The sequence below is a fragment of the Chryseosolibacter histidinae genome (assembly GCF_018598225.1).
Lineage (GTDB): Bacteria > Bacteroidota > Bacteroidia > Cytophagales > Cyclobacteriaceae > Chryseosolibacter > Chryseosolibacter histidini.
The window spans coordinates 139,007-151,875 of the sequence record NZ_JAHESF010000009.1; the positions used below are offsets into that span (position 1 = coordinate 139,007).

Genomic DNA, 12,869 nt, shown 5'->3' on the forward strand with positions numbered 1-12,869 from the left:
AACGTGTTTCAATTTTCCGAAACCTGTTTCGGCTCAACTTTAAACTTTAAATTTCAAACTTTAAACTTACTTCGCGTTCAGATCAACGATCTTCACTTCCACCCTTCTGCCTTCTTCCTTGTTGGATACCTGGTCTTTGGATGCACCGTAACCTTTCGCCACGATGCGCCTTCTCACAATACCTTTATGGTTGATATAGTCCAGCACGGCAATGGCGCGTTTGTTAGACAGCTCGCGGTTAAGCTCTTCCGAACCTTCTGCAGAAGCGAAGCCCGAGATCTCCACACCCAGGTCCTGATATTTGGTCAGGACGCTCAGCAGGTTATCGAGCTCAGCATTGTACTGCGCCTTCAGGTCGCTCTTGCCGGCATCGAAATAGATCTTGGCCGATTTGGTAAGCGCGCTCTGGTCGAACTGTGACTTTTTCGTGCCCTGCTCTTTCTGTTTCTTTGCTTCTTCGGCCACAAACATGGTAGGCAGCGAGAAGATGGTTTTACCACCTACGTTCTTCTGCTCGAACTTGCTTTCGTCACTTTCATCATAATAATAAGTGCGGGCAGCAACTTCCATTTTTTCGTTCTTGCTTTCATCGAACACCACACCATCGATGGGGTCGGTATGTTCAATGAGGTCGATGAGATAGGCAATACCTTCCTTGTCATCGGCGGCCATCAGGTCCAGCATCATATCATACACATCCACGTTGCCACTCTTCACAAGCTTGGCCTCGTGTGTTTTGCGCAGGTCGGCCTTCACTTCCTGGTCTGTGTCATAAAAAGCATTTTTCACCTGAACCTCCTGGCCCACCACCACATCGAACTGTTTGATGGTTTTCAGGTTGATCATCTGGTAGAGCTCATAGAAATAGTCCTGGTTGGGCACGTTGATGTTGAGCGTATAAGGAAGGAAACCCTCCGACTCAATGATCATGTCATAGTTCTTGGCCGGCGGAAGGATCACCAGATAGTTTCCGGTTTCCGGATCGGGATCGTAAACAAAGTCGAGCTTTTTGTTGGTCTGGTTATCCACCAGGTAGATCTTGGTAGGCATCGGCTTGCCGGTCTCCGCGTTGAGGATCTTTCCTTTGATCATCGTGAGCGGAATGTTGGCAGCATCCTCGGGCATATCGAGGAAATAGATATCCTGATCGCCGAGTCCTCCCTTGCGGTCAGACGAAAAATAAGCGCGTGTGCCGTCGGCAATCAGTGTGAAGTAGTTATCGTTCGCGGTGGTGTTGATGGGAAAGCCCATGTTCTCGGGTGCCTTCCATTTGTTGGCCACCAGGCGCGAAACAAAAACGTCGCGGCCGCCCATGGTGTTATGTCCGTCTGATGTGAAGAACAGTGTCTTCTGGTCAGGGTGTATAAAAGGAGCATCTTCGTTTGCTTTTGAATTGATCTCCGGACCGAGGTTCACGGGTGAGCTCCAGGAGCCATTGCCCTGCATTTGTGTTTTCCAGATATCGAGACCTCCCTGTCCTCCGGGGCGGTCGCTGGCGAAATAAATGGTTTTGCCATCGGGCGTGATGCTGGCGGTCGATTCAAGGAACTTCGGATGGTTGATCACATTGTTGATCAGCGCGGGCTTCGACCATGAGTCGCCGCTCTTGCTGATCATGAACAAGCTTCCGGGATCAGTAACACCACCCATGAAGATAAGCATCTTCTGTCCGTCAGACGAGATCCCTGCTGTGCCCACGTTATAGGCAGATGCAATGGGGATCACCTTGGGCTCAGACCATGTACCAGCATGATTGTAAGAAATATAGACCTCTTCGATGAACGCATCTCCTGACCGGGTCTTACCGGTGTTGGGGCGAAGGGCGGTGAACGCCATCACACTTTCATCGGCAGAAACCACGGGGTTGTACTCTGTATAGCTCGTATTGATGATGGAGCCGAAGTTGCTCACCTTGATATTGCGGGGAACAGACATCAGCGCTATGGCATTGTTGGTAATGTCGATGGCCTTGTCAGCCTTGGCTACCGCTGCCTTATCAGCCTTGTTGAGCTCTTTATATTGGGTGAAGCTGTTGAGCGCTTTCTGAAGGTTCTCATCTTTCAGCAAGATCTCACCCAGGTCGTATGCCAGTGTGTTGGGCATGCCCTTTCCATTTTGCAGGGCGTACTCCCAATAAGGAATTGCCTTGATCTGCTCATTGGTGTTGGGTGACTTCTGGTAGCAAACCCCAGCCTTGTAGTGGACCATTGGGTCTTTCTCCCCGGCCTTGATGGCTTCCACAAAAAGCGGGAGCGCCTGGTCATAGGCCTTGATACCATAAAAACGTTCTGCTTCAGACAGTGTCTTCTTGTTAGCCTGGGCAAACACCGCTGCCTGGACCGTGAACAGGATGATCAACAGATTAATAGCCTTTCGCATCATGGGTAGTCAATTTTAAAATCAAACGTACAAAGAATATGGTAGCTCTATACTGCATTTTTAATCGCAATCTTACAACCCGGCGCAACCCAATTAGCCGTCTGGTCGTAATGTTTCTCTAATTTTGTAATTATTTTCAATCTGGAATCCACGGCGTTATAGTAACAATATTGCTGCCGCGCAAATAAATCATAGGAATTTACCTTACTTATACCGATTTTTAGGGTCGTTTATCGAACCACTATGAAGGACAGGCTGTTAAAGTTTCTGGATGTCGAGCCAGATGAAGCAGGACGTGTGAGTCTCCTGTTCATCATGGGGGTGTTTATGGGGCTGTTCATCGCTACCACCAGCGTTGCCTCACAATCGCTTTATCTCCAATACTTTAGCGAGACTGAGGACCTTCCCTACGCCCTGTTGAAGGCCGGTATTTACGGTCTCATTGCCACGGTAGTCTATAACTTCCTGCAAAACCGCATTCCTTTTCCCCTTCTGGCGGGTTTAAGCCTTGTATACATCACCGCTACGACTGCATTTATAGAGTTTGGCGAAGGCTTCTTTGCCGATCCCAAACAAATGTATGAGTTCGGCTTTACGCAGATGCTTCCCTTCTCCTTCCTCACCTACCTGGTGTTCTGGGGGTCATTCGGACGTCTTTTTAACCTGCGTCAATCAAAACGCCTTGTCGGAACGGTGGATATCGGTGCCATGCTGGCTACTTTCATCTCCTTCTTCTCTATCCCGTTCCTTTTGGGGTACATGGCTGGTCCCCAATCGCTTTATACCATCGGGCTGGGCAGTATCGTCGCCTTTTTCGTGATATTTATTTTATTAAGTTTCAAACAGTTAACAAAAATTACATCATTCGCACAGGAAAAGAAGGCATATAAAAAGCTGGGTGTCAAGGATTTTGTGCAAAACAGGTACATTTTTTACATGTCTCTGTTCATTATTTTCTCGATGTGCGCCATCAACTTCGTGGATTACTCCTTCCTGAACGTGGCCACGCTCTACATGGACGGTGAATCGCTGGCGAACTTCATCTCCCTGTTCGAGGCTACCATTGTAATTTTCAGCTTCCTTTTCGACGTTTTTGCCACAGACCGGGTCAACTCAGAATACGGTATGCGGGTCTCCCTGCTGGTGAACCCTGTCTTGCTGGCCCTCTTTACAATGGGTGCGCTCATCCTGGGCCTCGTATTCGGCTACTCACAGGGTGATACCTTTTTCGTGGTGTTCTTCATGACCATCGCCCTGAGCAAACTTTTCATCCGCTCACTCAAAGAAGCGCTTGACAACCCTACCTTCAAATTGTACCTGCTACCCATCGAAAGCGATATCCGCATCGATGTTCAGACCAAGATCGAAGGTATTGTTACCGCCTTTGCCATGGTGGCGGCCGGTGGACTCATTATTATCATCACGCAGCTGCACCTGTTCGACCTGATCTACGTAACCATTTTCACCCTGCCGTTCCTGGTGCTCTGGTACCTGGCTACCAACAAGATGCACAAGAACTACCGGGATACCCTCCAGAATACACTTGTCAAGAATAAAGAAAAGAGCGAGAACCAGGTCACCCGTGAGTACACCGTGAACAGCGTGCTCGAAAAAGAAGTGAGCAGCACAGTAGAGGAAAAAGTGATCTATGGCCTCAAGCTGATGGAGAAGCTCGAGCCCGCACTTTTTGAGAACGCCATCATTCAGCTCGTGGACAGCGACAACCGCAAGCTGCGCAAGTTTGCCGAGGAGAAGATCCAGGCCCTGGGCATCGAGAAAGAATCAAAGGGGAACGATATTAAAAACCTGGCACAGCAGGCCGTGGGAAGCATCGAAGACAGCGATCTGTTATCGATTTCCACCGACAACCTGATGAAGCTGAGCAAATCCATCAAGCAGAACGACCGGGTGCTGGCTGCGAAACTCCTCCGTAAAATGGTGGGTCAGCGAACCATCTTCATTCTCCTGGAGCTGCTGCGCGACGTAGATGCCAAAGTGCGTTTCGAAGCGCTGCTGGCAGCCAGAAAAACAAAACGTCCCGAAACATGGCCCGTGCTGATCGAGATGCTTTCATCGCCAACCTTCGGACATCACGCTGCCGCGGCGCTGAAAGAAGGCGGCGAAGTGGTGCTGCCTACACTCGAGGCTGCGTTCCACAAGTCGGGCCAGACCGACCTCGTGATGCTGCGCATTGTACAGATCATGGGCCGCATCGGTGGCGACGAAGCGCTGAAGCTGCTCTGGAAAAAGGCCGACTATCCCGATAAACGTATCGTACGCCAGATCCTATATTCGTTGCGTTATATCAACTACCGGGCACAGGGACGCGAGGTGCGTGAAGTAATGGACCTGCTCGACACCGAGATCAGTAAAGCCATCTGGAACATGGCCGCGCTCACAGAGCTTCCGGATTCCGATTTCTTCAAATTTCTGCGTGAAGCGTTGCGCGAAGAGGTGCAGCAGAACTTCGATCAGATCTCTATCCTGCTGTCGATCCTGTATGATCCGCAATCCGTACAGCTCGTCAGGGAGAACATGGACTCCGGTGATCCGGATAACATCGCCTTCGCCATGGAATTGATGGACCTGTTCATCGACCAGGAGCTGAAACCCAAGCTGTTCCCGCTGCTCGACGACTCGAGCACGGCAGACAAGCTCCGCGCGCTGCAATTATATTATCCCCGCGAAAGCTACAACACCATCCAGGTGATCAATTATATCCTGAACCGCGACTTCAACCAGAACAACCGCTGGACGAAGGCCTGTGCTGTTCACGCCGCAGCTTACCTCGACGAGTTCCGCGTAAGCCGTGGATTGATCGCCCAGGTATTCAACAACGACCGCCTGTTGCAGGAAACGTCGGCATGGGTGATCTATAATAAGGATAAAAAAGCGTTCGAAGCCGTGCGCGAAAGACTTCCCGCGCGCGATAAAAAATTCCTGGACTCATCCATCGAGCACAACCAGCTGCTGGAAGGCCTCGACGATGGTTTCTTCCTCGGTATAGAGATGGTAATGTTCCTCAAGCAGTTACCCGTATTCAAAGATATTCATGGCACACTGCTCAGCGACCTGAGCGACAAGATCATTCCCCTGGAGCTGCACCTGGGTGAAAAGATCAAATTCACGCCTGACGAGCTTAACAGCCCGATCTTCATCGTAGCCCACGGTGAGGTAAAACTGAAGAACAACGACAACATTCTGACCGTGCTCAAAAAAGGAAGCGTGTATGGCGACCTTTTCCAGGATGGCCCGGCACTGGCAGCCAACATCATGGAAGCCACAGAACGCTCGGTGCTGTTCAGGATCAACCTGGTTGATTTTTATTTTGTGATGGCCAACCACCACGACCTGGTGCAGGGCCTCATCAAAAATATCACCGAAAGCAAACTACAGTATTCACAACCTAATCCGTAAAACCCTCGCTACTATGGGATTTGAAATTGACGTATTGATCGTATTTGCAGAGAAAGACAACGAGGCGCCTAAGAATGAGCTGGGTTGGGTTTCGCAATTCAAGAAGTTCCTGGAGCTTATGTTGAACCAGGTGCTGGGAGAAAAGTCAAAGATCCTGCTTAAGGCAGATTATGACAGCATCACGGCGCCCGAGCTGGATAAGGTGGGGGTTCTCGTACCGGTATTATCGAAGGAGTTCATTCAGTCGGGCAAGTGCCTCGACCATGTGGAAACATTTTACAAAAGGATCGAGTCGGCATCCAAAACCAGGAGCCGCGTGTTCAAGGTTTTCAAAACCCCGCTGAGTCCCGGCGAGCAACCACCACGACTGAGAGACCTCATCGGTTACGACATGTATCAGCTCGATGTGGAGTCTGGCGAGATCCGCGAATACACCGACTACTTCAGCACCGAGGCAGAGCGCCAGTACTGGATGAAGATGGTGGACCTTGCTTACGACATCTACGACACCCTGCTTCAGCTGAAGGAGGAAACGTCGCGGGCGGAGATCAAGAACATCTACAAACGCAAGACCATCTACCTGGCGGAAACAGGGCATGATCTTTCCGTGCAGCGGAACATCATCAAACGCGAGCTGCAACGGCACGGATACGTGGTGCTGCCCAACCAGACCCTGCCCAACAACGTGGCAGATCTCGAGAAAGTGGTGCAGCGCGATCTTACGGAGAGCAACCTCTCCATTCACCTGATCGGCAGCGCCTATGGCGAGATCCCGGCAGGCTCCGAACGTTCTGTGGTAGACATCCAGAACAAGCTTGCCGCGGAAAAAAGCCTTCGGGCCAAAGAGAGCCACGAGGATTTTACACGCCTCATCTGGATCTCCCCTACCCTGGTGAACGCCAGTGAAAGACAAAAGGGATTTATCGAGAACATCAAACGGGATGTGGAAGCACAGGAAGGCGCCGAAATTCTGCAAACGCCCCTGGAAGATTTTAAAAACATTATGCGCGAAGAGCTCGTAGAGTCGGGCGAACGAAAACCTTCTGAAGACGTGGGCGGACGTTCTGTATACCTGATGCATGACCGCATGGATGTAAATGACGTTAAGCCCATCAAAGAAGTGCTTGAAAAAGCCGGCTTCAGGGTGCTGGTGCCTGAATTCGAAGGCGAGCTCCTGGAGGTGCGCAAGAAGCACATCGACAACCTGAGAACATTTGACGCTGCCATTATTTATAAAGGAAAAGTAAATGAGCAATGGGTCCGCATGAAGGCCCTCGACCTGTTAAAAGCTCCCGGCTTCGGAAGAAAGAAACCGATCATCGGCAAAGCCATTTTAACACCTCCCGGGTCGACGCTCAATGCTGAAGCCTTTAAGAGCCAGAACCTGCGCGTGATAGAAAGCGATCCGCAGCGTTCTGTTGAATCCATCAAATCTTTTATCCAGGAGTTTAACGTCTAAATTAAGCCATGAGCCAAATTATCGATCAGCAGGTATCAACGGCTAACCCGTTTCCGGGATTGCGACCTTTTAAAATCGAAGAGTCGCACCTCTTCTTTGGCCGCGAAGGACAAAGCGATGAAGTGCTTCTCAAACTTTCGAAGAGCAGGTTCGTAGGTGTTATCGGCCCGTCAGGAAGTGGTAAATCTTCCTTTATCTACTGTGGCGTAATGCCCATCCTGTATGGCGGTTTCCTTACCGACGCCAGTCCCGACTGGGAGGTGGTAGTGACCCGGCCCGGTGCCGGCCCCATCGATAACCTCGCGGAAGCATTGCTGAAGAACAGCGCCGAATACAGGTCGGCCGACAATGAAGAGAAAAAGATCAAACGCACCATCTTCTCCACACTCCTGAGAAGTAGCTCCCTGGGGCTGGTAGAAGCCATTGAGCAAACCCGCAAGAACCAGGACATCAATTACCTGGTGCTGGTTGACCAGTTCGAAGAATTATTCCGCTTCAAAGACAGCCACGACGCCAACTCCGTCAACGAGACACTGGCATTCGTGAACCTGCTCATCGAAGCCATCAACTATCCCGATGCCCCGATCTACGTGGCCATCACCATGCGTTCAGACTTCATCGGTGATTGCGCGCAGTTCCCTGACCTTACCCGCAAGATCAATGACAGCCACTACCTGATCCCGCAGCTTACGCGTGATCAGAAACGCAGGGCCATTGAAGGACCTGTGGCGGTAGGTGGCGCCAAGATCTCGCCCCGCCTCACGCAGCAGCTGCTGAACGACCTGGGAGACAATCCTGATCAGCTGCCCATTCTCCAGCACGCGCTCATGCGTACGTGGAGCTACTGGACCACTTATAAAGACTACGCTGAAGAAGCGGTAGATCTCAAACATTACGAGGCGATCGGTACCATGGCCGAGGCGTTGTCTATGCACGCCAACGAAGCCTACGACGAATTGACCGAAGATCAGAAGCGTATCTGTGAGGTGCTGTTCAAAGCCATCACGGAAAAACGGGGCGAGAACTTCGGTATCAGAAGACCTACGAAACTGAACGAGATCGCCGCCATCGCTGACGTTGCGGAAGAAGATGTTGCCGGCGTGATCGAAAAATTCCGCGAGCAGGGAAGATCGTTATTGACACCCGCTTTCGGAACACCGTTGAACTCGAAGTCGATGGTGGATATCTCTCACGAAAGTCTTATGCGCATCTGGGTGCGCCTGAAAAACTGGGTGGATGACGAAGCTGATGCCGTGCAGATGTACACACGCCTGGCGGAAGCTGCTTCCATGTACCAGGTGGGCAAGGCCGGTCTCTGGAGGCCACCGGATCTTCAGCTTGCCCTGAACTGGCAGGCCAAGCACAAACCCACCCTCGTGTGGGGCCAGCGATACCATCCGGCGTTTGAGCGTACCATGATCTTCCTGGAGTATTCCAAGAAGGAATGGGAGACCGAACAACGGATCAAGGAGCTTGAACAAAAAAGAAAACTTCAACGCGCCAGGATCGTTGCGCTGGTACTCGCCTCCGCTACGATCATCTCACTGGTGTTCCTCGTGTTTGCGTTTGTACAAAAGGCAGCTGCCGACAAAGCACGTGAAGATGCGATAGCACAAAAAGTGATCGCCGATAAGAACGCCAACGACGCCAAGATCGCTGCCGCGGAAGCTTTAAAACAACAAAAGATCGCAGAAGAGCAGAAACGCGAAGCCGACATTCAGCGGAACCTTGCCGTGGAAAACGAACGCGTGGCAACGGAGCAAAGAACCCTGGCAGAGCAGCAGCGTCAGCTGGCGGTGTTGAACGAACAAAAGGCCAAGACCGAAGAAGAGAAAGCTAAAGTGGCGCAGAAGGCAGCGGAGACAAACGCGATTGAAGCTGACCGTCAAAAAGGTTTTGCCCAGCAGAAGCAATACATCGCTACGGCAAAGGCTATGGCAATCAAGTCGCCGCAAGTTCCTGACCGCGAGCTTCAGGCACTCATGGCACAGCAGGCCTATAACTTTAACAAAAAGTATGAAGGCTACGCCTATGACGACGCTATCTACAATGGTCTCCACGAAGCCCTTGAGAAATACGACAATGCCCTTACACTGAACCTGCAGGGTCACGACAAGGGCTCATGCCGCTCACTGGTGATCCACACCGCAAGCAAAAAACTGTATTCCGGTGGCAGCGACGGACGCATCCTGCGCTGGACCTATAGCGGTGCAAAATGGGTCATGGAAGTACTGGTAGGTCCGAGAACTGCATATGTTGTGAACTCCATTGCCGTGAACGATGCAGGCACGCTTCTGGCGGCGGGTGGTTTGGCTGATGGCGATGCTACGCTCAACTACATTGAACTGTATGACCTGAGGAATATGAGCGCGCCGCCGAAGAAGATCCAGGGATACGTCCATGACATCGACAACCTCCACTTCACGGAAGACGGAAAAGGCCTCTACGCCCGTGACAACTCTGGTCACAGCATCAAGTTTTCTGACCTGACCACAAGCCGCGAGATCATTGCCAGCAAGGAAAAGATCAACAGCATCACGCTCAATCCGAACGGTACGCTGATCGCAGGTGCCGGCAACGAGGGTTCATTGATGTTCTGGGATGTCAGAAACAACTATGCTGCAAAGACATTCTACAAAAACTCGGCTGGCCTCTCTTCTGTAGGCTTTACGCGTGATGGAAAGAATGTTGTGATCGGTGACCTGAATGGTCTCGTCAAGTTCATCAATATGGACAACGTATCTTCAGTACGTCCGCTTTCCGGTCATACATCAGGCATCGAGCAGATCGTCTTCAATAATAGCGGCACGTTCATGGCCACTGCCAGCAACGACAAGACCGTACGGTTGTGGAACCTGCTCAGGCTGCGTGAACAGCCCATCGTGCTCAGTGGACACGCCGACTGGGTACGAACCGCAGTATACAGCGCAGACGACGAGCAGCTCCTGGCGGGTATGCACAGCAACGCAGAAAAACCCCAGGAGACCATTCACGCCTGGCCCACCAAGATCGAAACCATGTCAGAGCTGCTTTGCAATTACCTGACGCGGAACTTCACAGAAGACGAATGGGCCACCTATGTTGACGAGCAGCTGCTCTATGAAAAAACCTGCAGCACCGTAAAGGACACTAAGACAAAATAGTTTTTTGAGAAATGAAACGATACCTGTTCTGTACCGCGATCCTGGTAGCCTTGATCAAAGGAGAAGGTTTCAGTCAAAACCTGGAGCTGAACTGTACGCAAAAGCTGCGTACGGCACGGGCTACTTATGAGCAAGGCAGGCTGCACGAGATGCGGACACTGCTGGAAGGATGTTTGAAAAGCGGATTTACGGAAACAGAAAAGGTTGAGGCCTACAGGCTTCTGGTGCTTACATACATCTACCTGGAAGAACCTGAGCAGGCGGACGCTGCCATGATCAATCTGCTCAGCACAGATCACTTCTTCGAGATCAATGAGGCGGTAGATCCTGTTGAGTTCAAAAGCCTGTACAAAAAATTCAGGACGAAGCCAGTATTCAGCTATGGTGCGAAGTTCGGTGTGAACACCAACCAGGTAAACGTTATTGAGAATCATTACATCTGGGCCGCTGCAAAAGGTAAAGGAACTTACAAATCGAATGCGGGGATCAACGGCACGTTGTTGTTCGAGAAGAACCTCAAAGAGAACCTGATCATCAATCCTGAGATCATGTACTCAGGCAGCTCGTTCATTTACTCCAATTCCGACATCTCCACCAGCGACGATCAGCAGAGCAACGACAGGGCCGAATTCACCATAACCCAAAGCCGCCTTCTGCTCAACCTTTTAGTGCAGTATAAATTCTCCAAGGGAAAGCTTGACAAAACCTTATCGCCCTACATCGCGATTGGCCCGTCCATCGGGTACCTGATGAACTCTTCATTCGGAGGCGACCTGACGGTAGGCAACCAGATCACGATCCCGAATATCCCTACAAAAGAGAACTACAAAACCCTCACCTATGCCGTGACCGCTGCTGCCGGCATTAAGTATAAAGTGGGCGCCTTTTACCTCACCGCGGATGTCCGTTACGTACGCGGCCTCGTGAACGTGGTGAAAGAAGACAATCGTTACAAGCCTACGATAACAAATGAACTGCTCTGGAATTACGGTTATGTCGACAATGATTTTAACCTGAGCCAGACAATGGTCAACATAGGCCTTATCGTTCCTTATTTCAATCCCAAGAAACTGATCAAGTAGCTGTTTAGAAATGAAAAGAATATTGCCTTATATACTCCTGGCCATGGTTGCTGTGCGCTGCAAAACGGAAAGCGATGTAGCGCCTTCTTCGGGATCGTTCATCCGGTATTTCGGCTCTGAAAACAACCTGGATGCCAAGCTGGCCCTTGAAGACGAGAACGGATACACCCTGTTGAGCAACGTGGAGATCCAGGAGGGCGCGGCATTCAAGTACAAGATCAGGCTGATCCATACCGATCGCAATGGAAACCTGCAATGGCAGACCAACTACCCGGCCTTCCCCCTCGAAGTGGACGATAAAAGTATGAAGGCAGCCTCGTTTATTCCTTTGGCTAACTCGGGTTACTTAATTGCAGGCGACAGAATTAATGCCGACGGCACCACAGACCTACTCCTATTACGGACAGACCTGAACGGAAACATGCAAGACTCTGTAACTATATCGGCAACCGATATCGCACTTCCCGCTGGCGCGTCATTGCATGGACAGGCTGTGATCCAGCTTGAAGATAATGGTTCTTATTTCGTCGCGCTGGCCCGTATCGAAAACGGCAATGGCAAAGACATGTTTGTGGCACGGTTCAGCACGCAAGACCTGTCCATTCAGTGGAAAAGACAATACGGTGCCGGATCGAGCTCACTCATCAACAAGCTCTACACCAATACTACCAAAAATCTCTTCTGGGCCGGATCGGTGACCTCCTCAGGCCACGCCGATGTCCGCCTTGTTGAAGCTCCCAAAGATTCAGAATCACCGATCATCGGCGATCCAATTGTAAGTCCTACCGTCGATGAAAACGCCATCGACTTCTGTCAGGCCGTGGGCGGCTGGGCCATCACGGGATCTTCCAATGTCAATGGCAATGATGACATCTATCTGCTCAAAGTTTCCAATAACTCCGAAGTGCTTTACGAGAAGGTCATCGGATTCGAAGGAGGCAGGAATGACAGGGGCAACTCGATCTGCCCCGGCGCTGATGGTGGACTGGTGATCCTGGGAACAGTTGAATCCGAAGAGACACAGCAGGATCTGTACCTGACCAAAAGAAACGCAATCGACGGTGAATTGATCTGGCAGGTGCAATACCGTGGCGAAGACCGTGAAGAAGGCGCATCGGTAAGAACCACTTCCGATGGATCTTACCTGATATTTGGAACAACTTATTTCGGTGACCGGGTGAGGAAACTGATGCTGATGAAGGTAAAGCAGAACGGGCAGTTGTAAGGCATCATAACAGAGGAATACAAGAATGGGTCCTCCAGGGACTCTATATACAATACAAAACATCTTAAGAGCAGGGTCGTTCCGCGCAGGCTGAATGACCATGACGTTTTTATCGGCTTAGAACAACTACTTTAAATAACCCCATATGATTCGGAAGTCTACGA

At 50.8% G+C, this 12,869-nt stretch carries 6 protein-coding genes; 5 read left to right on the plus strand and 1 reads right to left on the minus strand.

Features of this window, described 5'->3' with window-relative positions:
- Positions 1-66: 66 nt before the first annotated feature.
- Positions 67-2,382, minus strand: coding sequence for an OmpA family protein (locus KK083_RS11360; protein WP_254163347.1), 2,316 nt, complete (start codon positions 2,380-2,382; stop codon positions 67-69).
- 240 nt (positions 2,383-2,622) lie between these two features.
- On the opposite strand from KK083_RS11360, the gene KK083_RS11365 reads away from it, so the two are divergent.
- Genes KK083_RS11365 through KK083_RS11385 form a run of 5 tightly spaced genes read left to right on the plus strand, consistent with a single transcriptional unit; the run spans position 2,623 to position 12,705 of the window.
- Entirely contained in the window at positions 2,623-5,796 is a 3,174-nt protein-coding gene (locus KK083_RS11365; RefSeq protein WP_254163348.1) for a hypothetical protein, read from the plus strand.
- 13 nt (positions 5,797-5,809) lie between these two features.
- The gene (locus KK083_RS11370) at positions 5,810-7,255 is read left to right on the plus strand and encodes a hypothetical protein (protein WP_254163349.1); all 1,446 of its coding nucleotides are present in this window, start codon (positions 5,810-5,812) and stop codon (positions 7,253-7,255) included.
- A gap of 8 nt (positions 7,256-7,263) precedes the next feature.
- Entirely contained in the window at positions 7,264-10,398 is a 3,135-nt protein-coding gene (locus KK083_RS11375; protein ID WP_254163350.1) for an nSTAND1 domain-containing NTPase, read from the plus strand.
- A gap of 11 nt (positions 10,399-10,409) precedes the next feature.
- Entirely contained in the window at positions 10,410-11,480 is a 1,071-nt protein-coding gene (locus KK083_RS11380) for a porin family protein (protein ID WP_254163351.1), read from the plus strand.
- A 10-nt stretch (positions 11,481-11,490) separates the two neighbouring features.
- On the plus strand, positions 11,491-12,705 hold the full coding sequence (locus KK083_RS11385; RefSeq protein WP_254163352.1) for a hypothetical protein: 1,215 nt from the start codon (positions 11,491-11,493) through the stop codon (positions 12,703-12,705).
- The last annotated feature ends 164 nt before the right edge of the window (positions 12,706-12,869 follow it).

Coding starts and splice junctions, on each gene's coding strand:
- KK083_RS11360 (WP_254163347.1), bottom strand. CDS start 2,382: ATGATGCGAAAGGCTATTAATCTGTTGATCATCCTGTTCACGGTCCAG.
- KK083_RS11365 (WP_254163348.1), top strand. CDS start 2,623: ATGAAGGACAGGCTGTTAAAGTTTCTGGATGTCGAGCCAGATGAAGCA.
- KK083_RS11370 (WP_254163349.1), top strand. CDS start 5,810: ATGGGATTTGAAATTGACGTATTGATCGTATTTGCAGAGAAAGACAAC.
- KK083_RS11375 (WP_254163350.1), top strand. CDS start 7,264: ATGAGCCAAATTATCGATCAGCAGGTATCAACGGCTAACCCGTTTCCG.
- KK083_RS11380 (WP_254163351.1), top strand. CDS start 10,410: ATGAAACGATACCTGTTCTGTACCGCGATCCTGGTAGCCTTGATCAAA.
- KK083_RS11385 (WP_254163352.1), top strand. CDS start 11,491: ATGAAAAGAATATTGCCTTATATACTCCTGGCCATGGTTGCTGTGCGC.